The sequence below is a fragment of the Streptomyces sp. CY-1 genome (genome assembly GCF_047218265.1).
GTDB lineage: Bacteria > Actinomycetota > Actinomycetes > Streptomycetales > Streptomycetaceae > Streptomyces > Streptomyces niphimycinicus.
Map to the genome: position 1 here is coordinate 11217384 of NZ_CP178393.1, position 23898 is coordinate 11241281.

At 68.9% G+C, this 23898-nt stretch carries 16 protein-coding genes and 3 pseudogenes; 12 read left to right on the forward strand and 7 right to left on the reverse strand.

Features of this window, described 5'->3' with window-relative positions; genetic code table 11:
* Positions 1–357: 357 nt before the first annotated feature.
* The 3 genes and pseudogenes from ACK1X7_RS47140 to ACK1X7_RS47150 form a co-directional block, all read right to left on the reverse strand.
* Positions 358–1049 (reverse strand): annotated as a pseudogene (locus ACK1X7_RS47140) (integrase); the annotation flags it as partial.
* A gap of 118 nt (positions 1050–1167) precedes the next feature.
* Positions 1168–1424, reverse strand: a pseudogene (locus tag ACK1X7_RS47145) (integrase); the annotation flags it as partial.
* Between the two features lie 613 nt (positions 1425–2037).
* Complete coding sequence (locus tag ACK1X7_RS47150) at positions 2038–3432, reverse strand: PucR family transcriptional regulator (protein WP_385157709.1); 1395 nt, start codon at positions 3430–3432, stop codon at positions 2038–2040.
* A gap of 979 nt (positions 3433–4411) precedes the next feature.
* Between ACK1X7_RS47150 and ACK1X7_RS47155 the strand changes: the two genes are divergently transcribed.
* The 7 genes from ACK1X7_RS47155 (at position 4412) to ACK1X7_RS47185 (ending at position 10105) form a co-directional block, all read left to right on the forward strand.
* A complete protein-coding gene (locus tag ACK1X7_RS47155; protein ID WP_385157712.1) occupies positions 4412–4624 on the forward strand; it encodes a hypothetical protein in 213 nt (70 codons plus the stop codon).
* Between the two features lie 207 nt (positions 4625–4831).
* Complete coding sequence (locus ACK1X7_RS47160; RefSeq protein WP_385157715.1) at positions 4832–5122, forward strand: hypothetical protein; 291 nt, start codon at positions 4832–4834, stop codon at positions 5120–5122.
* Between the two features lie 486 nt (positions 5123–5608).
* Positions 5609–6085, forward strand: coding sequence for a beta-ketoacyl synthase N-terminal-like domain-containing protein (locus ACK1X7_RS47165; RefSeq protein WP_413116766.1), 477 nt, complete (start codon positions 5609–5611; stop codon positions 6083–6085).
* Positions 6034–7014 carry a 3-oxoacyl-ACP synthase III family protein gene (locus ACK1X7_RS47170; protein ID WP_390792413.1) on the forward strand — a complete coding sequence of 327 codons (981 nt, stop codon included), beginning with the start codon at positions 6034–6036 and terminating at the stop codon, positions 7012–7014. The genes ACK1X7_RS47165 and ACK1X7_RS47170 overlap by 52 nt, the downstream gene beginning before the upstream one ends.
* A 135-nt stretch (positions 7015–7149) precedes the next feature.
* Entirely contained in the window at positions 7150–8430 is a 1281-nt protein-coding gene (locus ACK1X7_RS47175) for an aminotransferase class III-fold pyridoxal phosphate-dependent enzyme (protein WP_385154720.1), read from the forward strand.
* Between the two features lie 78 nt (positions 8431–8508).
* Entirely contained in the window at positions 8509–9660 is a 1152-nt protein-coding gene (locus tag ACK1X7_RS47180) for an acyl-CoA dehydrogenase family protein (RefSeq protein WP_390792414.1), read from the forward strand.
* A gap of 31 nt (positions 9661–9691) precedes the next feature.
* The gene (locus ACK1X7_RS47185) at positions 9692–10105 is read left to right on the forward strand and encodes a thioesterase family protein (RefSeq protein ID WP_078647931.1); all 414 of its coding nucleotides are present in this window, start codon (positions 9692–9694) and stop codon (positions 10103–10105) included.
* Positions 10106–10408: 303 nt separating this feature from the next.
* On the opposite strand, the pseudogene ACK1X7_RS47190 reads toward ACK1X7_RS47185, so the two are convergent.
* A pseudogene (locus ACK1X7_RS47190) lies at positions 10409–10546 on the reverse strand (hypothetical protein); the annotation flags it as partial.
* Between the two features lie 1042 nt (positions 10547–11588).
* On the opposite strand from ACK1X7_RS47190, the gene ACK1X7_RS47195 reads away from it, so the two are divergent.
* Positions 11589–13307: a GAF domain-containing protein gene (locus ACK1X7_RS47195; protein WP_413116767.1), complete on the forward strand. Its 1719-nt coding sequence runs from the start codon at positions 11589–11591 to the stop codon at positions 13305–13307.
* A 46-nt stretch (positions 13308–13353) separates the two neighbouring features.
* Here the strand turns inward: ACK1X7_RS47195 and ACK1X7_RS47200 are convergent, their stop codons facing one another.
* From ACK1X7_RS47200 to ACK1X7_RS47210, 3 genes are all read right to left on the reverse strand, one after another.
* A complete protein-coding gene (locus ACK1X7_RS47200) occupies positions 13354–14655 on the reverse strand; it encodes a serine hydrolase domain-containing protein (RefSeq protein WP_413116768.1) in 1302 nt (433 codons plus the stop codon).
* A 301-nt stretch (positions 14656–14956) separates the two neighbouring features.
* On the reverse strand, positions 14957–15853 hold the full coding sequence (murQ, locus tag ACK1X7_RS47205; protein ID WP_385154734.1) for an N-acetylmuramic acid 6-phosphate etherase: 897 nt from the start codon (positions 15851–15853) through the stop codon (positions 14957–14959).
* A 46-nt stretch (positions 15854–15899) separates the two neighbouring features.
* Complete coding sequence (locus tag ACK1X7_RS47210) at positions 15900–16847, reverse strand: MurR/RpiR family transcriptional regulator (RefSeq protein ID WP_385154737.1); 948 nt, start codon at positions 16845–16847, stop codon at positions 15900–15902.
* Between the two features lie 207 nt (positions 16848–17054).
* On the opposite strand from ACK1X7_RS47210, the gene ACK1X7_RS47215 reads away from it, so the two are divergent.
* The 4 genes from ACK1X7_RS47215 to ACK1X7_RS47230 all read left to right on the forward strand — a co-directional run bounded on the left by ACK1X7_RS47215 (position 17055) and on the right by ACK1X7_RS47230 (position 23825).
* Positions 17055–18050 carry an N-acetylglucosamine kinase gene (locus ACK1X7_RS47215; RefSeq protein ID WP_390792416.1) on the forward strand — a complete coding sequence of 332 codons (996 nt, stop codon included), beginning with the start codon at positions 17055–17057 and terminating at the stop codon, positions 18048–18050.
* A gap of 8 nt (positions 18051–18058) precedes the next feature.
* Positions 18059–19624, forward strand: coding sequence for a sodium:solute symporter (locus ACK1X7_RS47220; RefSeq protein WP_385153394.1), 1566 nt, complete (start codon positions 18059–18061; stop codon positions 19622–19624).
* 136 nt (positions 19625–19760) lie between these two features.
* Positions 19761–20930 carry an anhydro-N-acetylmuramic acid kinase gene (locus tag ACK1X7_RS47225; protein ID WP_385153391.1) on the forward strand — a complete coding sequence of 390 codons (1170 nt, stop codon included), beginning with the start codon at positions 19761–19763 and terminating at the stop codon, positions 20928–20930.
* Between the two features lie 24 nt (positions 20931–20954).
* The gene (locus ACK1X7_RS47230) at positions 20955–23825 is read left to right on the forward strand and encodes an FAD-binding and (Fe-S)-binding domain-containing protein (protein ID WP_413116769.1); all 2871 of its coding nucleotides are present in this window, start codon (positions 20955–20957) and stop codon (positions 23823–23825) included.
* The last annotated feature ends 73 nt before the right edge of the window (positions 23826–23898 follow it).

Below are 23898 nucleotides of genomic sequence, written 5' to 3' on the forward strand. Positions count from 1 at the left end.
GAGCAGATTATCCGGCAGGGCCGGCTGACCGTCGCCGCCTTTACGGAAGGGGTGACCGAATCAACCCCGCTTGGGTCCAAAGACTATCGGCCGCAGGTAGGCCGCGCCTCGTCCGGTGCGGCCAAATCCGCAACATCGACTTGTTCGGCCCAGCCAGCGGTAATCGGCTTTCGGCCGCAGAGTTGTGCGCCCGGTCGACTCTCCTGAGGAGTACACAAAATCGACTGGAACACTCGGCGAACGGTGTCCACAGACAGCGGGACACCGTTCTTCGGCACTTTTCGTGAAGTAAGTCAATGGGCTAGCGGATACGGCGTTCGAGGAGTGTGGGTGCCGACAAATCATCCGCGCAGTTCAGGCAAGCTGGGCTTGTTGCGTGATGGGTGTGAGTAGCGGGCGGCAGGGAGCGGCTCGTTGCAGGGCTCTGTGCGGGCGGTGTTCGTTGAGACCGGCGTCGGTCATCAGGGTGTCGAAGGCGGTTGTGAACTTCGAGTCGCGGTCGCGGATCAGGAACTTTGCCTTGCTGCCCGCGTCTTCGAGGTCGATGAGGAGGTTGCGTCCGAGCTGCACGATCCAGTCCGCGGTGGGGTGTGCGGTGGCGCGAGGATCCGGATGTGCCTGGTGGTGTGCTCGATGACAGCGAAGGCGTACAGGCGCGCTCCGGTCAGCGTGCGGACTTCGAAGAGATCGCAGGCGAGGAGGACGAGGGCGCGGATCGATCGGACGGTGCGTGGGCGTCCACGCCGTTTGGGCATGCAGGTTGCGGCATGGCGCCGCCTGAGCAGCTCGCGATGCCAGCGCATGACCGTCTCGGGGCGGACCAGCAGCAGAAGGTGCCGCAGTCTGTCTTTGGGCAGGTGGTGGAGCAGGCCGGCGAGGACAGCGCGATCTATGTCGGTGAAGGCAGGCTTGCCGACCTGGCGCTGCAGGACAAGCAATTGGTGCCGAAGCACGAGGATCTCGATGTCCTTGTCTCTGTCGCTCATCTGCAGGAGAGGTAGGAACGCCAGGGTGTTGGTCGCCGCGAGATAGGCCAGGCGCGGCAGCACGACAGACCATGATGCCGTCGGGGCCTTGTGCAGGTGAAGACGCCGGGGTGAGCATCGGCCAAGGTCGAAGATCTCTGATCAAGCTCTCACCTGCGTGGATGATTTACCGGCACCCGCACTGCTGCGAGGCGTGCTGCGGTGCGGGCGGCAGACCGGAGCGGCGCAGGACGCGCCGGATCGTGGCGGCGGCGACCCGATGGCCGAGCCGCCGCAGCTCACCTTGAATCCTGACGTACCCCAGATCGGGTTGTCTCGCGCCAAGCGCTGGATGAGCACGACCGTCTCTTCCGGCAAGGGTGGCCGACCGGGGCCGACCGCCGTCTGGCGCCACTTCCAGCGCACCAAACGCCGGTGCCAGTTCAGCAGCGTGCCCAGCGCGAATCTTTGAGAATTTCACATTTCTCTCCAGATGCCTGTCGGATCCGACGTCGAGTATCGACGTCATCGCGGAAAGAGCAAGGTGATGGCGCCACGTCGAAGCGGCACCGGGGGTCGGCGATTGCTGTGCGGATTCTCGAGATTTCGAATGGTTGGGCGGCGTGACCGGGGAATCGGGGGCTGGGTCGACGCCGGTCGGGTGCCGCCTGCTGGAACGGGTTTGTCTAATTCGATATCCGCAGCCGTAACAGTATCGGCTGGTGTGACGATCGCACCTCGTCGCAGCGGGCCAAAGTTCCCCACGGTAACTTGGCTCTATTCGCCAGTCAGGTCATCGTTGGCGCGCGGTACTTCTCGGGGGATGCGGCCGCACGGGAAGCCGCTGGCCGGGGGCGACCGAGCGGAATGCGGACGGGGTGCGATTTCCCTCGTCGTGGGTGAATTTTTACCTGATCATTAAGAAAGGTCGTCAGTCGGGATGGCATCTGCGCTCTCTTAGGATGTTTTCCGTCATGCGCCGGGCGGTCATGCCTCGTTTACCGAGCGGGAGAGGCGCACTCGCGTGTTCTGGGTGCCCGCTCTCCTCCGCTACCGGGATTCCGCCCCGGGCTCAAGCTAATCGATCGGGGTTGCGAAGTGGTGACGTCCCGCTCCCGCCGCAGGAGGGCTCGGCGTGCACGGTGGCAAGGTGCTCGTGCACACGCACCGCAAGCAGGAGCATCGCAGTCCGGTCGCCGCCAGCGGTCAGATCGACGAACGGCCGTAATTCGCCCACCCGGTACTTCACGGTGTTCTGATGCACCCCCAGCGCGGAGGCGACCTCTTTCAGCCGACCCCAGCGCGACAGGTACGCATCGATGGTGGGCAGTACCCAGTCACGGTCCATCATCGGCGAGAGCGGCTCCAGGGCGGCGCTGACGAATCTCCGTGCCCGGTCCGGCTCGGCGAGCATGGCGATCAGCGGGGCCAGTGCGTTGTAGTCGTACACGGGTTGTGCGCCGCGTTGCGGCGCGGTGTCCATACCGATGCGCAGCGCGTCGAGTGCTTCAGCGTAACTGTGCCGCGTCTGAGCGGCGCCTTCCGCCATGTATCCCAGTCCGAAGCCCAGCACCTGACCGGTGACCAGCGGCCTCAGCCGGCGGATAAGGTGGTCTCTGCTCGTCCCGTTGGGTATTTCGAGCGTCGCCACGACGGTCCGATGCCGTACGGTCCAAGACGACGCGCCCGCTTTGCTCACCATGGCCCGCCCGATGCCCTCCAGGTCGGCGAAGGTCGCCGTCGCCTGGATCTGCGCCACGGCGACACAGTGGGGGACGGCGAACGTGTCGGTCTGCCGGTGGCGCTCGGTCCAGGTGCCCGCGAGTACGGCGTCGAGCAGCTGGGAACGGTGGTACCGCTCCGGGGCGCGGGCCATGCGCGCGACCTCGTCCGAGTAGGCTGCAGCGGCCGCCACGCAGACCAGGTCGGCGAACTCCAGGACCCATGCCGCCGTCGCTCCGATGTCCCGCTCGCCGACGGCGCTGTCGGCCGCGAGCGTGCTCACTATCTCCTCACACAGCACCCGTGCCCCGACGCGATACGCGCGTAGCACCGCTTCGCGATTGATGCCCTGTGTGGCGCGACGCCTGGCTCCTTCCGTCAGTGACATCAGTTCCTCGTCGCGCAGCCGCCCGCGCCGCATGGCCTCAAGGCAGCAGCGGACCGTGTCCGAGCAGACGTGAAGTATGTCTTGCAGCAGTGATTCATCGGTGATCTCGCCGTAGGCGGCGATCTCCGTCCGGTAGGCGCGGACCATGGTGGCCGCCACTCTGTCGATCCGGGCTTCCAGCAGATCGACGGCAGCGCTCAGCTTTCCGTCCGACCGACAGGCGTTCCCCTCACGGACACCGGCCCTGGGAGTGTTGGGCTCGGCCGCAGTCGGCTGAGCGTCGTCTTCGTGCAGGGGTATCCCAGCAGGCCTGAAGACCAGTGGTGATACCGGGGCCCGGTTTTCGGCGGGACTCATCTTCTTCCCCTAGACATGTGTGAGATGTGCTGGTGATAGCTCCTCAGCCATGGCCACCCGGAGGGAGTTCGCCCCGAAGAAACGGTGCGCTTTTCTTGGCGGAGGCCGAGGTGGAGTCTCTCTAGCACGGTCCGGTGCAGGCCGACACCGACTGTTGTCAGCACAGTTGATTCGAACTTCCACGGCCGACCGTGGCGGCCACCGGCGCGGCTGCCCGCCTCGGCGGCACGGCAGCAGGCCCGGTGGTCGACTGCCGGAGACATGCCGGAGGCCATGGCTGTTCGGTTTGGTAAGGATGTCGATGGAGGTTGTGCTGAAGGTCCCCCTCGCCCCAGCCCCGGCTCTGTGTCACGGAAGTCGACACAGGTGTCGACTCGGTCTTGAGGTCTCAGATGTCAGGCCGCGGTATCGGCACCCGGGCTTGCGCTGCCATCCGGTGAAGCCGGCAGCAGGGCGCCGTCCCTGCCAGTGGCGGAATTGATCGTACACCCGCCCGTATCACGTGCACCTCATGGCACTTTCAGCCAGATGCTCGTGTTCGCCATGCCCGGAACATCACGGGCAGCGCTCCCGATACGGGTGCGCAGGAGCCATGGGCGCGCGTACCCAATTCCCCGTTGCCGATTGGGCGCCTCGTGGGACTCAGCGCTGCATTCCGTGCCCGCCTGCGGCACGCCGGGGTTCCCGGCCTCCTCCACACCGGTGACCAGCAAGCCCCGACCAGTTGGGGCATCACGACACACACGCGCCAAGGAAGAGGCCGTTCGGGCCACGACCGTGAGCCGCGGCACGCCCCAGCGTTGACGACCCCCGCGATCACTGCCAGCGCTCGTTGACGGGGTCCTCCAGGCTGTGGCCACAGCCTGACGCGGGCACCTGAACAGTATCTGCGGCAACTGTGAGAGGAGCAGCGCAGCGTTGCCGTCACCTTTAGCGCGAGCGTTTGTGCGTGCCTCCGCCCGGATGACGAGGCGGCACGGTGACCAACCACGATGAGGCGGCGGCTGAGACATGGAGACCGCGAATCCCGGCGCGGGACACCGGCTCGGGCACGACAGGCCAAGAGCTCTGGAACCATCCGACGAACCAGTACGGTTCGCATCCGACCGAAGCGGTGAAAGAGGAGTTCGACGCCTCCAGCGGCGCCTTCGTCTCGCCGAAGATCCGGATGAGGCTGGTGAGGCACGGCTGACGGGTCTCGGCGAACAGCATCGCGAAGATCACCTCCGAGCTCGGCCTGGACGCGCGGAAGGTACGCAGACGGCGGAGGCTGACCAGGCCGGGCAGACGGCCGCCCCGTGGTGCCCAAAACCACCCCGGCAAACCGCACGGAACCAGCCCGAGACGCCGCTTGACATCCATAGGGGCAGCACCGTCGTCGGCGAGGCGTTCGAACAGCGTGCTGAAGGCCGAGCACGTCCACCAGCACACCTTCCACCCGCGCCGAGGCCCGGATCCGGATCGCGACCTGGACAACGACTTCTACAACACCCGTCGGCTGCACAGCGTTTGCGGCTGGAAGCGCCCGATCGGCCACGAACACGGCTACTGGGCCAGCCCCCAGGCTGCCGCCTGCTCGTACCGGCCGAACACCGGCCACTTCTCCATGAACTCTGTCGTGCCGCTCAAGCCATCTCCCAAGCCCGTGGCGGCGCCGGGACAACATGATCACCCGGCAGATTTCACGTAAATTTTAGGATACTCGAGCGTCGGCACTATGGACGCGCCGGACTTGGCCTCCTCGAACGCCATATCCGCTAGCCCGTTGACTTACTTCACGAAAAGTGCCGAAGAACGGTGTCCCGCTGTCTGTGGACACCGTTCGCCGAGTGTTCCAGTCGATTTTGTGTACTCCTCAGGAGAGTCGACCGGGCGCACAACTCTGCGGCCTAAGGCCGATTACCGCTGGCTGGGCCGAACAAGTCGATGTTGCGGATTTGGCCGCACCGGACGAGGCGCGGCCTACCTGCGGCCGATAGTCTTTGGACCCAAGCGGGGTTGATTCGGTCACCCCTTCCGTAAAGGCGGCGACGGTCAGCCGGCCCTGCCGGATAATCTGCTCCCGCCGCATCTGAGCATCCGCACCAGCACCTTGTTTCTGCCGTTAACCGACTGAGTGCGCCCCGCCGAGGGAGGTACTTCGCCGTGCCCACATCTACGTCGAACCAGGAGAGAAATGAGCAGCACCCAGAAGTTCGCCATCGTGGGCATCAATTGTCGGCTTCCCGGTGCTCGTGATGCGGGAAAGTACTGGTCGAATCTCAAGGCGGGCACGGAGAGCATTACCACGTGGTCGCTGGAAGAGTTGATCGATGCGGGCATCGATCCCGAAATGGCCAAGAACCCTGGGCATGTCAAGAGCGGCCAGCGCGCGCTGATGGAGCGACACCAATGCCTTCGCCATTGTCGAGGAACTGCCGAAGGCGCCGACCGGTGGCAGCACCCGTCCGTGGCAACTGTTCCCTCTGTCTGCGCGGACCGATGCCGCTCTGGACGCCGCCACGGAGAACCTGGCGAAGACCTTCGCAGAGGCCTTAGGGGGCTGGGCGGCTTTCATGGGTGCGCCGGGTGCTCACTTGGCAAACGTATGAGGAGGAATCTGTGCCCATTGGGATCGTTTCTATTGGCGGATATGTCCCGCCTCTCGTCGTGAATAACGAACAGATCGGGCGATGGGCGGTTACCGAAGAGGGGTGGATCGAATCGCGGACGGGGATAGCCGAACGGCGCTATGCTGAGGAGGATGTTTCCACGTCGGAGTTGGCCACGCGTGCGGCTCTGCCGCTACTGACAAACCCTGGGGTGGCCGAGTCGGTGGGGGTTCTCGTGCTGGCGACGGCCACCCCGGACCAGCCGCAACCGGCGACGGCGAGTTTTGTGCAGCGCCGGCTTGGACTGAAGCAGGTGCCTTCATTCGACGTAAATGCGGTGTGCTCCGGTTTCTTGTACGGACTGACCGTCGCGGAGGCACTGATGGCCACGCGCGTTGGCGCTGACTACGCCCTGGTGATAGGCGCCGATAAGTATTCGTCCATCATGGACCGCGCCGACCGGCGCACCGTGAGCCTTTTCGGTGATGGGGCAGGTGCCGTTCTGCTCGGCAGGGTTCCCGAGGGTTATGGCATCCAGGGTGCTTCGCTGATCGCCGATGGCGAGGCTGCGTCCCTCGTGCGGGTGGAGGCCGGGGGAACCCGGCGACCGCTCACCGCTGAACGCTTACAGGCAGGCGAGCACTTCTTCCGTATGGAGGGGCGAGCGGTCCGCGACTGGGGGCTGCAATTCGTCCCCAAGGCGGCTCAACAAGCTCTGGAACAGGCTGGTATGAGCATCGAGGCCATCGACCGGGTCGTGTTCCATCAAGGAAACACCCGTCTGGTGCACAGCCTCGCCGAGGCGATGGGCGTCGAGCAAGACCGGCTGGCGATAACCGCGCCAACGCTCGGCAACACGGCCGCAGCCTCTATTCCCCTGACCCTCGCACGCGATCACGCCCATCGGCCGCTTCGACGTGGCGAGCGAGTGCTCCTCGCGGCCGTGGGCGGGGGCATGACTGCAGCAGCCACAGTGCTGACCTGGTACTGACCGCCATAGCCGCCCGCCGCGGTCACTATCTCTTCTGGCGCGTCTGCTACTGCCTTCACTTCCCCTGGACAAACAGTCACTTCAACTTGGGCCTTCTCCCCGTGCCGGCTGGAATGAACGTGAGGGATCCGATTCATGCTGCCCGTTGTCAGTCATGCCACAGGTGTGTACGTCTACGACCAGGAAGGACTCGAGTATCTCGACGGCTGCTCCGGCGCGATCAACGTCAATCTCGGGCACTCCGTGCCGGAAGTCACCTCCCGTATGCACGAGCAGATCGATCGGACATGCTACGCGTACCGGACGCAGTTCCGCTCCCAGCCGCTGATGCGGCTTACGGAGCTGTTGGTGGAACTCGCACCGGGTGATCTCAAACACGTTGAATACTGCAACTCGGGTTCGGAAGCCATCGAGATGGCGCTGCGCCTCGCAACGCTTATACACGCCCGCGCATATCGTCCGTTCAAGTGCACGGTCCTCACGGAGGAACCCAGCTACCACGGCATGACCGCCGGCGCCCTGGCAGCCTCCGGGCATCCGCTACGGCGACAGGACCTCACGCCACTGCTCGCCAATCAGGCCACGGTCTCGCGGGTGCGGCCGAAGCACGGCTCACTGCGCGCCGACGTCCACGACTGGGAGGCAGCGATCGAGCGCATCGGTCCGGCCAACCTGAGCGCTGTGATGATCGAACCAGTCGGCGGAGCCTCTTCCGGAGCAGTCCCCACTGCCCCGGAGACCCTGCGCCGACTGCGGGAACTGGCCGACCAGCACCAGTTCCTTCTCATCGCCGACGAAGTCATGTCCGGCCTGGGGCGGACCGGTCGGTGGTTTGGGTGCGAGCACGCCGGCATCACCCCTGACGTCATGGTTCTGGGCAAGGGAATTTCCGCAGGATTCGCACCGATCGCAGCGCTCTTGGCATCCGACAAAGTCGCCGACGCCGCCGGGCAGCCGCTCGGTACTTTGTTGTTCGGGCACACCATGGCGGGTACGCCACTGTCCGCAGCCGCTGGTCTGGCCGTCGTGGAATATCTGAAAGCCCATGATGTCCCGGCACACGCCGCCGAGGCTGGTGAGCGTCTGCACGAGCTTCTGCAGGGCCTGCGACAGCGACACCGGGTGATCAGCGATGTCCGGGGTGTGGGGATGCAGATGGCCCTTGGTGTTCATAGCGATGCTTCGCGGTTTCCGGGAACGTCCCTGGACCTTGTCGAGGCTGCCCGTCGCGAGGGCTTGCTGTTGTACCCGTCAGGGGTAACGCCCGCCCTTGAGTCGGTCATGGTGGCGCCTCCTCTGGTCTCGACTGACACCGAGCTGGACGAGCTCGCCGTGCGGCTTGACCGCGCCCTGACCCGTCTCTCGCCCGCTGCACCCGTAGCCGACGCGAGTCAACTGCTGTGCTCGGGTTGCTGACCGCTACCGCTGCACCCGGTCGGCAGGCCGGACCTACTCTCCCCGCACGTCCTCCCGTCTCGACAAGGACACAACACAATGATTCATCACTTTTCTGACATCAATCTGCGTGCCCACTTCCGGGATCTGGCTGCCGCAACAGTGGCCAAGCGTGCCGAGGAGTGCTCCAAGGAAGGTCGCCTGGACCGCGATTCCTGGCAGGAATTGAGCGACGCCGGGATGTGGCGGCTGGCAGTTCCTGTCGAGTGGGGCGGAAAGGGCGGCACTTGGTGGGACTTCGTCGCCGCGTTCGAAGGTATCGCTTCAGGTGGGCGTGACATTGGTTTCTGCCTCTCCATGGTGGCCCAGGCTGGGCTGATCCGCTCGCTGCTGATCTACGGTGATGAGGAGCAGAAGGGCTACTGGCTTCCGCGACTGCTCGGCGGAGATGTCGGCGCGACTGCCCTGACCGAGACCACCGGTGGGTCGGACGTCACCCGTATCGCGACCTCGGCCACCCGAGTGGAAGGCCGCTACCTGCTGACGGGCCACAAGGATCACATCACGAACGGCCCCGTCGCGGATGTGGCGCTGATCCTCGGCCGTGTTCCCGAGCACGGGGAGCACGACATCACCCTGTTCATGGTTGATCTGAAGGACAGGGGCGTTCAGCAGGGGCCGGTCGAGGACATGATGGGCAACCGCACGAGCCCCACCGGCCCCATCGCGCTGGACAGCGTCGCGGTGGAGGCGAAGAACATAGTCGGCGCTATCGGAGGCGGCATCGAGGCCATCTACAACACCATCTCCTTGGACCGTCTGCTGTATGGAGTACTGGCCGCCGCCTACCTCGACCCGCTGCTCGATGAGGTGCTCGATTACACGTCCCGCAGGCATGCCTTCAAGGTGCCGATCGCTGACCACCAGTACGTCCAAGGGCGCATCACGGACGCGAAGTTCGCCATTGAAGCGACGCGATGGGTCTCCTACGGCGCGCTGGACGCGCTCATGCAGAACTCACCGCAGGCATCTTTGATCTGCTCCGTCGCCAAGTACCACGCCGGCGAGACGCTGAAGCTCGGCACCGAGACCGCGCTGCGCGTTTACGGACACCTCGGCTACATGGAGGGTCCGCATGCTCGGGCCCTCAAGGATGCCCTGGGCACCGTAATCGCCGGCGGAACCGCGGAGATGCAGCGTAAGAACGTCTTCAACCAGATGCGCAGACTTGCTATCTCAGCCACGGCCTGACGCCACGTCCCACCGACAACGAAGGAGCATGATGTCCACCCCCATTCTGGGAGCCGAATTCTCCGCACTGGTCGGCACATCGGCCACGCTGACGCACACCGTCACCGCCGAAGACTCCGCGAAGAACTGGGGTAACGACCTCGATGTGCTGTCCACTCCGGTCCTCTTGTGGCTGAGCGAGATCACCGCAATGAAGGTGATCGAGAGCGTGGTCTTTGCCTCGGCGATGACCGTGGGGCTGGCCCACGACTCGGCGCATCTCGCCCCCACGCTCACTGGCGACACCGTCACCATTACCGCCACGCTGACCGGTATCGACGGAAAGAAGCTCACCTTCTCCGTGGAAGGCCGCGACAGCCACGGCGCAGTCCTGCGCGGTGTGCACAGGCGTGCCGTCGTCAATCGGGAAGAATTCATCGAAAAGCTTGCTGCCCGGTCGGCCTGACACACTTTCTGGAGTGAGGCGGGCCCACGCCTACTGTCCGGGCTCCGGCCGTCCGGGTCCGGCCTTCCCTCGAGCACGCGCGGAGCCGCCCGCGTACCTGTTCCTCGTGCCAGAAGGTCCGGGACTGTACGATGTTCGGGTCTGTCACGTAGTCGGTGGTGACGGTGGGTGCCTGTCAGCGGAGCAGGATGCGGTGGCGGAGGAGGTCGAATCCGGCGCGTCCGTGCGTCTGCATCATGATCCGTTTGGTGCGGGTGTTGACACCTTCGGTGCGGCCGTTGTGGAAAGGCAGGGTGAGGCCGGCGCGGTCAGCTTCATCAGCACCCCGGCGACCACATCCGTGTCCCCGGCGGTGAACAGCTCCGCCAGGTACTCCAGCGGGGTGCGCGGCCGGGTCACGACGGCGAACACGTGGTCCGGGCTGTCCTGGCCGCCGCCCGCCACGAGTCTGCGGGTGGCCGGCGGCCGGCCCCCGCGCGCCGTCGCGAGGGGCGCGCAGTCCTGTCGTTCTCCATGGGCACGAACGCTAGGCGTCGGCCCCGCTCCGAGCCCGGGGCCGAACGTCCCTGTCCGGGAGACCGCTTCGGCCCCCTCCGGAGCGGTGATCAGGGCCGAGTGGGCGGCGCCCGAGGGCCGCTCGGCCCGGGCGCCGACCGCTGCGGAGCGGTGAGGCTTACCTCTGACCGCCCGGGAGTGCCCACGGACCGTGGGATCAGGCCGTCCGGCCATGTGTTCCCATGTCAACGGCCGTGGCAGGCGTGAGGCACTCCCGGGCGGTCACCGTCCGGCCCCGAAGCCTGGCGGCTGGACCGCCGGCATCCTCTACCAGGGCGGCGGCCGACCCCAACCGGTCCAGCTCCCAGTGGACTTGGAAGAGGGGACCCTTGGCCCATATCGATGGGCTCATTGGCCGCAGCGCCGGGACCGCCCGATGCCGGACGCTGGATGCCGACCGATCCGGAGGTATCCCGTGTACGACCGCATCGAGCGCCCGTTCGGCTGTCTCCATCGCCGTCCCCCGTGGCGGGCGCCGCGCACGGCCCGGACCGGTCACCGTCCGGCCGCTCGCCACGTCTGCCCTGACTCCCGGGCGGCCGGACGCACACCGCGCGCCAATCCCCTACGGAGGACCAGGTGAGCGGCGCGCGAGCGATCCGCCGGCAGCACCAGAACGTCGCGCACGGGCCCCACGGCCGAACTGCGCGACGGAACCGGCCCGGACGCTTGCCGTCGGTTCGCCGGCGTCGTTCTGCTGGCCACCGCCCTGTCCGCGCCACGCGGTCACCCGCCGGGTTCCCGCACCCCAGGCGCACTCCGCCCCGGCACCGTCGACCGGCCGACGGCATGCGCCCGGCGCCGTAACCGCATGTGCGCTGCCGAGCTGCTCCTCGGGTGCCGTCGATCCGTGTCCGTGTGTCGGGCATCCTGGTGTCGGTCGGCGCGACGGAAAAGGGGAGCATCTGTGGTGGACGAGTGCGGCCAAATGCCCCGCGAAACCGCGGTGTCCGGGGCCTTGCCCCAGTTGCGTCTTGATGAGCTGCTGGAGGGCCTGCAGCAGCAGGTGGCGCAGGTTCGGGCGGCACGCGACCGCATCCACACGCTGCTGGACGCGGTGCTCGCGATCGGCTCCGACTTGGAGCTGGAGGTGGTGCTGCAGCGCATCGTGGAGTCGGCCGTCAGTCTGGTCGACGCGAAGTACGGGGCGCTCGGCGTGCTGGGCGAGGAAGGCACGATCAAACAGTTCCTCACCGTCGGCATCGACGAGGAGACCATCGCGGAAATGGGTCACTACCCGCGCGGTGAGGGCATCCTGGGGCTGCTGATCCGTCACCCGGAGCCGCTGCGCCTGGCCGATCTGGCGCGGCATCCCTCTTCCGTGGGTTTCCCGTCCGGGCACCCGCCGATGACCAGCTTCCTCGGTGCCCCGATCAAGGTGCGCGAGCAGGTCTTCGGCAACCTGTACCTGACCGACAAACAGGGCGCCGCGGAGTTCGACGCCGACGACGAGGCGGTGCTGCGCACCCTGGCCGCGGCGGCCGGAGTGGCGATCGACAACGCCCGGCTGTACGACGACGCCCGCCGTCGGCAGCGGTGGCTGGCGGCGAGCAACGAGCTGACCCGTAGCCTGCTGTCCGGTACCGAACCCGCCGCGGTGCTGGAGTCCTTCACCGACACCCTGCGCGAGATGGCCGGCGCGTACCTGGTCACCCTGGCCATCCCGGTCGGCGACAGCGGCGAGCTGGTCATCGAGGCCACCTCCGGACCGCGCGCGGAGGACGCGCGCGGTCTGGTACTGGGCGCCGCCACACTGGCCGCGAAGGTCTTCGCCTCCGGGGAGACCATCACCAGCGACGCGGTCAGTGCCGATCCGCGGGCCACCGGTGGCAGCGCCGCGATCGTGGATCTGGGCCCCGCCTTCCTCGTCCCCCTCGGCACCCGGGAGCATGTGCGGGGCGTGCTCCAGGTGGCCAACGTGCCGGGCGGCCCGGTCTTCACCGACGCCGTCATCGACATGGTGATCGGGTACGGCAACCAGGCGGCGCTGGCACTCGAGGTCGCCGAGCACCGGCAGGACGCCGATCGCATGCTGGTCCTCAACGACCGTGACCGGATCGCCCGCGATCTGCACGACCTCGTCATCCAGCGGTTATTCGCCGGGGCGCTGACCTTGCAGTCCACGCTCGGCCGGCTCGCCGACCGGCCGCAGGTGGGTGCGCGGGTCCAGCGGGTGGTGGACGACCTGGACGACACCATCAAGGTCATCCGCTCCACCATCTACTCGCTCGGCGAGCAGGAACGCTCCCGGAGCGAAGGGCTGCGGGCCCGGCTGGTGGCGGCCATGGAGAGGGCCGCCGAGGCCCTGGGCTTCCCGCCCGCGCTGCGCATGACCGGCCTGCTGGACACCAACGTCCCCGCCGGGCATGCCGAGCACATGCTGGCCGTGGCCGGCGAGGCCCTGTCCAACGCGGCCCGGCACGCCCATGCCACCGCCGTCGACGTCAGCGTGGAGGTCACCGACACGGCGCTGCGGCTGAAGGTGGCGGACAACGGCCACGGCGTCGCCCCGGCCGTCACCCGCCGAAGCGGTCTGGCCAACCTCCAGCAGCGCGCCGAGGAACTGGGCGGCTCCTTCTCCCTCCGCCCGAACGAGCCGAGGGGCACCGTCGTGGAATGGACCGCGCCGCTGCACCCCACCCCATGACATCCGGGCCACTCCTCGGGCAGGACGGGGCCTGCTCCATCCGGGCTCAGCGCAGTGCGTGGACGACGGAGTCCAGTAGTGCGAAGAACTCCGGATCCACGTCGACCCCGGGCCGCAGAGCGCTCCACAGCACGGCCACGACGCCCTCCGCGGGGTTGATGTAGAGCTTCTGCCCGCCGTGCCCGAGCCCTACGAAGGTCGGGACGGGGCCGCGCGCGCCGGCTACCCCGGGCGGGATGGCCCACCACAGGTAGCCGTAGCCATACGGGGATCCCTCGTACAGGCGGCCGTAGTCGGTGATCCTCGATTCGGGCCGCCCTGCCCGGTCCCGCCATCCCCTCGGCACGACTCCGTCGCCGCCGGTCAGGATGAACTGCCCGAAGCGGCCGTAGTCGCGCAGTGTCGCCTGGATGCAGCTTCCACCCATCTCCCGGCCCCCGGGCGCGTCGAGTATCCAGTACGCGTCGGCTTCCATTCCGAGGGGGCGCCAGATCCTTTCCGACAGGTAGTGGCTCGCCGTCTTCCCCGTCGCGTTGGCGACGACGGCCGAGAGCACGTAGGCCTCGCCGGTGGAGTAGTTGAAGACGCTGCCGGGTGCCGCCGCTCGCGGGCGGGTCCGCATGAGTTCCATGACCGCGCCCCGCTGCTTGCCGTATATCCCTTTGAACATGCGCGCGATGTCGTTGTCGCCATAGGGGTCGTTCGCGCCGGCTTCGATCCATTTGACGCCCGAGCTCATCTGGAGCAACTGGCGGATCGTGTTGTCCCGGTAGGCGCTGCCGTTCAGCTCGGGGACGTACCGCAGGACCGGGTCGTCGAGTCCGCCGATCGCGCCGTCGGCCAGGGCCGCGCCGATCAGGGTGGCGGTGACGGATTTGGCGATGGACATCGACGTCCACCGCGTCGTCTCGGTGTTGCCCATCGCGTACTGCTCGTGGGCGATGGCGCCGTCCTTGAGCACCAGGAGACCGGCGATCCGGTTGTCGGAGACGAAGCTTTCGACGGTGCGCCTGGTCCCCTTGTAGACGTAGCACACATCGCTCAGCGAAGTTCCGTTGCGCGGGAGCGGGGTGGTTCGGGCCGGGTCCGTGTGGATGGCACGGATCGCGAGCCGTTGGCGGTCGACGTGCCGATAGGTCGCGGCCTGGTTCTCCGGGGTGGTGTCGAGGAGGTTCTCGGCGATCGGCTCGGCCTCCGGTGCGAGGCCCGAGCGGCTGGAGGTACTCGGGTGCCTCGACCGCGCCTCCGCGCCATCCACGCCGAGAGCGCTCACGGCTGCGATCCCCGCCGCAGTGAGCGTGGACCGGCGGCTCAGGACGTGGTGGCTGTCGATGGGCCTGAAGGTCATCGTGGCTCTCCCCTCGTGATCGAGCCGCAGCCCACGTCTGTGATGCGGCTCGTGGAACATCGGAGGCAAGTGTTCATACACGTCGCGGATGGGGCCAATGTGCCGTACACACACACCCGGACGGCTGAGGTTGTGGCCGCGTGTCCCATGGCCGGTGGGGTTGCCGTGCCCCACGGTCAGCTGCGTGACCGGCGCGACACCGCGCGACGGACCCCGAGCGCCGCGGACGTACACCGCGTACCGCCGACTCCCGGCCTGGTCCAGGGCGAGCGCCAGTCGGCGCTGCTGAAGCCGGCCGAGCTCATGGGCGGCCTATGGCAGTACGCGTGTCGCCGTGCGCCAGGTTCAGGCGCCGGGCGGCCTCCTCGGCGGTGCAGCGGGCGAGCAGCATGACGATGGCCGTCTTGGCATGTCCGTCGGCGGCTCGCAGCGCCCCGGCGGCGGTGTCGGCATCGGTCCCGGTGGCTTCGACGACGATGCGTCGGGCCCGGTCGACGAGCTTTTCGTTACTGGCCCGGACGTCGACCATGAGGTTCCCGTAAACCTTGCCGACCTGCACCATCGACGCGGTCGAGAGCATGTTGCAGACCATCTTCTCGGCGGTGCCGCCTTTGAGCCGGGTCGATCCGGTGAGAACCTCGGGGCCGGTGGGGACCTCGATCGGGATATCGGCGTAGCGGCTGACCACCGTGTCGCGGTTGCAGGCGACCGACACGGTGACGGCGCCCTGGGCGGCGGCGTGCTTCAGGCCCCCGACGACGTAGGGAGTACGGCCGCTGGCGGCGAGTCCGACGACCGTGTCGCAGTCGTTCACACCGATCTTGTCAAGGTCGTCGACCGCCCTCGCGGGTTCGTCCTCAGCCCCCTCGACCGCCACGACGAAGGCGCCCGGCCCGCCGGAGAGCAGGCCCACGACCTGCTCGGGGGAGGTACCGAAGGTCGGGGGGCACTCGACGGCGTCGAGCAGTCCGATGCGGCCGCTGGTACCGGCACCGAGGTAGATGAGCCGTCCGCCCCGCCGCAGGGATTCGGCGACCGCCTCGACGGCGGCCTCGATCTGCGGGAGGGCGTCGCGGACGGCGAGGGCGACGGTCTGATCCTCGGCGTTCATGATCGAGAGCAGTTCGGAGACCGGCATGCGGTCCAGTTCGGTGGTCCGCTTGTTGCGAGCCTCGGTGCCGAGTGTGCTCAGGTCCACGGCGCAGGCATCCTTTCAGGGGAAGGTGTTGGCCGGCGAAAGGGGTTCAGTCGTCGGCCGGGGTGCGGCGCTGTGCCTGCGGGCGCCGGCGACGCTGGACGGCCCCGTAGGTCTCCTCCAGGGCCGTGGTCGTGGCGTCAAAGGATCGCTGGGCGACGCCGACGAACAGGCAGTCGACGAGTGCGAGTTGGGCGATGCGGCTGACGGTGGCCCCGGAGCGGAAGGGCGTCTCCCGGGCGCAGGTCGTCAGCACGACTTCCGCACTCTGCGCGAGGGTGGAGCGCGGAAAGTTGGTGAGGGCGATGGTGGTGGCGCCGCGTTCGGCGGCGGCCCGGAGGGGCTCGACGGTGTCCTCGGTCTCCCCGGAGTGGGAGATGGCCAGGGCGACGTCGCCGGGCGCGAGGAGGGCCGTGGCGGTCAGGGCGGCGTGCCGGTCGGTCCAGACGAAGGCCAGGCGACCGATGCGGTGGAGTTTCTGGTGCAGGTCCTGGCCGACGAAGGCGCTGGCGCCGACGCCGAATATGTCGATGCGGCGAGCCCCGGCCACAGCGGTGACGGCGCGGCCCAGCGCCCCGATGTCGAGCCCGGCCCCGGTGTCCTCCAGGGCCCGCACCTCGTTGTAGATGATCTTGCCGACGATGTCGCCGAGTGTGTCCGTGGCGCTGATGTCGGTGCCCGGTACGGGGCGCTCGCCACCGAGAGCGTGCTCGCGGGCCGCGGCGGCGGCCAGGGCGAGGCGCAGCTGCGGGTAGTTGGGGATCCCCACGGCCCGGCAGAAGCGCGTCACCGTGGCCACCGAGGTGTCGGCCTGTTTACCGAGCGCGCTGATGGACAGCTCCGACGCCTGAGCCGGGTCGGCCAGGGCGATGTCGGCCACCCGCCGTTCCGCGGGGGCCAGGGACGGAAGTGCCGCGCGGATGCGCGCCAGGGTCTCGGCGGGGGCGGTTTCCTCCGCGGACTGGGCGGCGGTGCGGGGTGTTTCCCGGCGGGCCATGGGTCGCTCCCTCCTGAGTGGCTGGGCCACACGCTAACCGCGCCGCAACGGGGAGGTCAAAAATTTACGGAATGAATTTCGCGAGGTTACTTATTGACATGTGGAGGTCGGCCTTCTGATACTCGCTGGACCGCGATCCGCGCCGGTCACCCACCCACTCCGTGACCGCCCGATGCGGCGGATCCCCACCGACCGAAGGCATGCCGTATGACAGCAGCGATAGCGGTAGACCTGGGCAAGACCGGCTGCCGTGCCGTTGTGCGGGCCGACGGTGCCGGTCCCGCCCGTACCGCCCAGGAGGTGCCCGGAGCTCCTGGGCTCGCCGCCGAAAACGGACTGGCGACGGCCCGTGCGGCCGTGCGCGCCGCCGTCCTGCCGCTCCTGGAACGGGAGCCCTCGCTCCGGCCTGCCACGGTCTGCGTCGGTGCGGCGGGGGCGGCCGCCGCACCGGAGGCGGCCCGCGCCCTGGCCGTCCGACTCCTGGAGGACCTGCCCGTGCATGAGGTGGCCGTCACCAGCGACGCCGTCACCGCTCACGCGGGCGCCCTGGGCGGTCGCCTGGGCGTGGTGCTCGCGATCGGCACCGGTTCCGTCGCCGTCGGTATCGGGGACGGCGGGGCGTACGCCCGGGTCGACGGCTGGGGTCCCTGGCTCGGTGACGAAGGGGGCGGCGCCTGGATCGGTGCCGCCGGATTGCGGGCCGCGCTGCGTGCTCACGACGGGCGCGGACCGGCCACCGCGTTGCTGGCCGCCGCCGTCGAGCGCTTCGGCGACCCCGATCGGCTGCCCTCGGCTGTCAGCCGAGACGGCAACCAAGCCCGCACCATCGCGTCCTTCGCCCCGGACGTGGCACGGGCGGCCGCCGAGGGTGACGCGACGGCGTCCGCGATCGTCCGGGATGCCGCCAGAGCGCTCGCCGAGGCCGTACACGCCGCCGCCCGCCGAATCGGCGGCGACGCCCCCGCCGTCACCATCACCGGCGGACTCACCGGCCTCGGCGAACCGCTCCTCGGTCCGCTGCGGTCGGCGCTCACCGACTGCCCGCACTCCCTCCAATTGCGGTCCCCGCTCGGGGACCCGCTGGACGGCGCAGGCCTGCTGGCGCTGGACGCGTCGGCACCGCACGAACCCCACATCGCCCGTGTAAGGCGGGCGACACCCGTCGTCCCCACCCCGCCGTTGACATCGTCGGCCGCTGTTTAGGAGTGAGCGTGCGCCAACTCGACCTCGTAGTGGTCGTCGTCTATCTGGTCGCCATCGCGGTGATCGGACTGCGGCTGGCCGGCCGGCAGAAGACGTCGAAGGACTATTTCGTCGGTGAGAGCCACGTGCCGTGGTGGACGGTCTCGTTCTCCGTGGTGGCCACCGAGACCAGCGTGCTCACGGTCATCAGCGTGCCCGGCGGCGCTTACAGCGGCCAGGCCTTCGGCAACGTCGAACTCGCCTTGGGCTACGTCATCGGCCGCGTCGTTGTGGCCACCGTGCTCATCCCCCTCTACAAGCGTGGCGGGTTCGTCAGCGCCTACCAGTACCTGCGTGACCGGTTCGGGCTCAAGATGCAGGGGCTCGCCTCGGTGACCTTCGTCTTCACGCGACTCCTGGCCGAGGGGGTGAGGCTGTTCGCCTCCGCGCTCCCGATCAAGCTGCTGCTCGATGAGTTCGGACTGCACGTCGGCTACCGGGTCATCATCGTCGTCCTCACGCTGATCACCGTCGTCTACACCTACCTCGGCGGCATCAAGGCGGTCATCTGGACCGACGCCATTCAGATGGGTCTCTACCTGGGTGGTGCGATCCTCGCCATCGCGGTGCTGTCCAGCCACGTCGGTGGTGCCGGATTCGCGGACGCCCTGCACGCCGGCAGGTTCCAGCTGTTCGACACCGACTTCGGGCTCGCCCACATCCTCACCAGCCCGTTCGCCCTGCCGACCGCGATCGTCGGCGGTGCCATCTTCGCGATGGCCAGCCACGGCTCCGACCAGCTGATCGTCCAGCGCATCCTGGCCACCCGGACCCTGCGCGACGGCCAGAAGGCCATGATCGCCTCCGGTGTCTTCGTCACCGTCCAGTTCGCCGCGTTCTCCCTGGTCGGCGCCCTGCTGTGGTCGTACAACCAGGGCAAGAGCGTCAAGGAGCTGGGCCTGGCCAGCTCCGACAACCTGTACCCGGACTTCATCCTCCACGGCCTGCCCGTGGTGATCTCCGGCCTGATCGTGGCCGGAATCCTCGGCGCGGCGATGGGCTCGTTGTCCTCGGCGCTGAACTCGATGTCGAACTCGACGGTCGCCGACATCATCCACAGCTTCTTCCGCGGCGCGCCGTCCGAGGAGTTCCTGCTCAGGCTCGCCCGGGTGATGACACTGGTGTGGGCAGTGCTGATGGCGGTGTTCGCCTGCGCCTTCAGCACCAGCACCGGCAACGTCTATCTCACGGGCCTGACCATCGCGGGATACACCTACGGCGCGCTCCTCGGCGCGTTCCTCCTCGGACGGCTCGTCAGGCGCGCCAACGAGGTCGACTCCATCGTGGCCTTCGTGGCGACAGTCGCGGTCATGACCTACATCGTGCGCGAGGTGAAGATCGACGTCACCGTGGCCGGGACCACCGTTCCCACCGCGATCGCCGCCCAGTGGCTGGTCCCGATCGGCGTGGTGGTCACCCTGGTCGTCGGCGGCCTGATGAGCCTGTTCCACCGCGCTCCCGGGACCGCCGGGGCCTCTGAGAGCGCCGACCAGCCGGGACCCGACCGTGCGGCGGCGACCGTCGGCCCGGAGTGACGGAGCACGCGACCGGCCGGGTGTGGGGGCCTCGCGCTCTCCGCACCCTGTACAGCGACAGCCCCTTGGGAGAAGAAGCCATGCAACGACCGCAGCCGACCGTGCCCGCGCGGCGGAACGTGGGACAGGAGGCGCCATGCGCGTGATCGGGCTGATGTCGGGCACCTCCTACGACGCCATCGAAGCAGCCGCCGCCGACCTCACCCTGGGCGGCGACATTCTGCGCCTGCGGCCTCTCGGTCACCTTTCCCGGCCTTACCCCGGCGACCTGCGCGACCTGATCGCCGCCACCCTCCCGCCGGCGGCCACCACCGTCCAGGCCGTCTGCGCCCTGGACACCGGCATCGGCCAGGCCTTCGCCGACGCCGCCCGACACGCCCTGCACGAACTGTGCGACGGCATCGCCGACCTGGTGGTCTCGCACGGCCAGACCATGCACCACTGGGTGGAGGACGGCACCGTCCGCGGCACCCTCCAACTCGGCCAGCCGGCCTGGATCGCGGAAGCGACCGGCCTTCCCGTGGTCTCCGACCTGCGCAGCCGGGACGTCGCCGCCGGTGGCCAAGGGGCCCCACTGGTCGCCATGACCGACACACTGCTCCTTCGCGGCCTGCCCGGCACCCCCGCCGCACTCAACCTGGGCGGCATCGCCAACGTCACCGTCGTCGCCCCCGGCACCGACCCCCTGGCCTTCGACACGGGGCCGGCGAATGCCCTTCTGGACGCCGCCGTACGGCACTTCACCGCGGGCACCGCCGCCTACGACGAGGACGGCCGCAGGGCCGCCGCCGGTCGAACCGATCCCGACCTGCTCGCCTACCTGCTGAACGACCCCTACTACCGCAGGCCCGCGCCCAAGAGCACCGGTAAGGAGCACTTCCACCTGCCCTATCTGCGAAGGGCCCTCGACGCCGTGCCCACGCCCCGGCCCGAGGACGTCCTGGCCACCCTGACCCGGCTCACCGCCGCCACCGTCGCGGACGCCTGCCGCACGCACGGCGTCACCGAACTCGTCGTCTCCGGCGGCGGCGCCCGCAACCCGGTGCTGATGCACATGATCACCGAGGAACTGCCGGGCGTGCCGGTCCGCCCCAGCGACGCCCTGGGCCTGCCCTCCGACGCCAAGGAGGCCCTGGCCTTCGCCGTGCTCGGCTTCCTCACCGTCAACGGTCTGCCCGGTACGCTCCGCTCGGGCACCGGAGCCCGCCGCGCCACGCTCCTCGGCAGCATCACGCCCGGCCTGCTGCCGCTGCGCCCGTGCGAACCCGCCGCGCAGCCGCCATGCCTGCTGCGCATCACGCACTGACTCCCATCCTTGCATCGAGGACCCATGACTCCCTCCGCCCCGACTGTCCCCGCGCCGCCTGCCCCGGAAGGGGACGCCCGCCTGGCCAAGCTTCTGGCCGCGTGCGTCAGCGACCCGTCCAGGGTGACGACCGATGTGCCGCGCAGGGTCGCGGCCGCCCACGACGCCTCGCCGTACCTGTTCACGCCGCGGGCCGTCGTGCGCGCCGCGTCGGCGGCCGAGGTGGGCGCCCTGATGGCCGGGGCCGACGCGGCCGGGCTGCCGCTCACCCTGCGCTCGGGCGGCACCAGCCTGGCGGGGCAGGCGAGCGGTGATGGCATCCTCGTGGACGTCCGCAGTCACTGGCGCGGCGCGGAGGTCCTCGACGAGGGTCTGCGCATCCGGCTGCAACCCGGCCTGACGGTGCGCCAGGCCAATGCGCGGCTCGCCCGGTACGGGCGTCGGCTCGGCCCGGACCCGGCCAGCGAGTCCGCCTGCACCATTGGCGGCCTGGTCGCCAACAACTCCAGCGGCATGAACTGCGGCACCCAGGACAACGCCTACCGCACCATGGAGTCCCTGCGGTTCGTGCTGCCGTCCGGGACCGTGGTCGACACCGCGGCCCCCGACGCCGACGAAGCACTGCGTGCCCGCGAGCCCGAACTGCACGCGGGGCTCCTGCGGTTGCGCGACCGCATCCGCGCCTCCGCCGCCTCCCGTGCTGTCATCGAGCGGCTGTTCTCGATGAAGAACACCCTGGGTTACGGGCTCAATTCGTTCGTGGACCACAGCGATCCGGCCGACATCCTCGCCCACCTCGTGATCGGCAGCGAGGGCACCCTCGCCTTCGTGGCGGAGGCGGTCTTCCGCACCGTCCCCCTGCTGCCGCACACCGCCACCGGCCTGCTGGTACTGCCCGACCTCGCCGAGGCCACCGACGCCCTGCCGGCGCTGCTGGACGCCGGAGCCCGCACCGCCGAACTCCTCGACGCCGCATCACTGCGTGTGGCGCAGCAGTCCTCCCATCCGGTCGACGAACTGCACGGTCTGCGCGTGGAGCGGCACGCGGCCCTGCTGGTCGAGTTCGCCGAGGACGGCGCCGAACCGCTGGGGGAGACGCTGGCGGCCGCACGGCCGGTCCTGGAGCGCCTGCCCGCCGTCACCGGTACGTCGCTCGTCCGCGACCCGCGCGTCAGGGCCCGGCTCTGGCACCTGCGCAAGGGCCTGTACACCGCGGTCGCGGGTGCGCGCCGTCCCGGAACCACAGCGCTCCTGGAGGACATCGCGGTGCCGATGGAACGGCTGACCCGCACCTGTGAGGGACTCATCGGACTCTTCGACCGGCACGGCTACCAGGACGCGGTGACCTTCGGCCACGCCCGCGACGGCAACCTCCACTTCATGCTCACCCAGGACTTCGACTCCGCCCGGGAGATCGAGCGCTACGCCCGGTTCACCGGCGATATGGTCGATCTCGTCCTGGACGCCGGGGGCACGCTGAAGGCCGAGCACGGCACCGGCCGCGCCATGGCCCCCTTCGTCCGCCGCCAGTACGGCGACGACCTGTACGACATCATGCGCGAGCTGAAGCGGTTGTGTGACCCGCACGGCGTGCTCAACCCGGGCGTGATCCTGGAGGACGATCCGGCCGCCCACCTGCGCAGCCTCAAGAGCGTCCCGCAGGTCGATCCCGCACTCGACGCCTGCGTCGAGTGCGGCTACTGCGAGCCCGTCTGCCCCACCGCGGATGCCACCACGACACCCCGTCAGCGCATCGCCCTCCAGCGGGAGATCGCGCTGGCCACGGTGGCCGGCGACGAGGAACGCCGCCGCGTCCTGGAGACCGACTACACCTACGCGGCTGTCGACAGCTGCGCCGCCGACAGCCTGTGCGTCACCGCCTGCCCGGTCGCCATCGACACCGGCGTGGTCATGAAACACCTGCGCGCCGAACGCCACGGCGCCGTCGCACAACGTGCCGGGAACGCCGCCGCCCGGCACTGGGCGACCGCGGTCAAAGGCGTGCGCGCCGCGCTGAACACCGCCCACGCTCTCCCCACCCCCGCACTGCGCGCCGCCACCGGTGCGGCCCGCCGGCTCGGGGCGGGGGAGCTGGTCCCCGCCTGGGCCGACGACATCCCCCGCGGTGGCCCGGCCCGTCCCGCTCCCCAGCGCCCGGCCGAGCCACGTGCGGTGTTCTTCGCCGCCTGCATCGGCAGCGTCTTCGCTCCCGAGGCGGCCCCCGGTGGGGCGGCGGGCTCGGCGGCCGCCTTCCTGCGGTTGTGCGAACGAGCGGGCGTTCCCATCACCGTGCCCGGCGAGCTGGCCGGACTGTGCTGCGGCACTCCCTGGCAGTCCAAGGGCTACACCACCGGTTACCGGACCATGGCCTCCCGCACCCTGAAGGCGCTGTGGGAGGCGAGCGGCCACGGCAGACTCCCCGTGGTCTGCGACGCTTCCTCCTGCACCCACGGCCTGGAGCAACTGCCCGACGCGCTCCCGGAGTCCGACCGCGCCCGTTTCGCCTCGCTGAAGTTCGTCGACAGCGTCGTCTTCACCGTCGATCACCTGCTCCCCGCCCTGCCCGAACCCCGCCGCCTGCGCACCCTCGCCCTGCACCCCACCTGCTCCACCGTGCACCTGGGCATCGAGAGCGCCTTGCGCACCCTGGCGGCGGCCGTCGGCGACGAGGTCACCGTCCCCGACAACTGGGGCTGCTGCGCCTTCGCCGGGGACCGGGGTCTGCTCCACCCGGAGGTCACAGCGGTCGCCACCGCGGCTCAGGCCGCCGAGATCACCGCCGGGACATACGACGCGTACGCCTCCTGCAACCGCACCTGTGAGATGGGCATGACCCGTGCCACAGGCCGCCCCTACCGGCATGTGCTGGAACTCCTCGACGAAGCCACCGCCTGATCCCCACGCGCCGGACGGCGACGCGTGCCCACGCGGCCTTCGTCCGCCCCACCTGATCCCCGAACAGACCCTC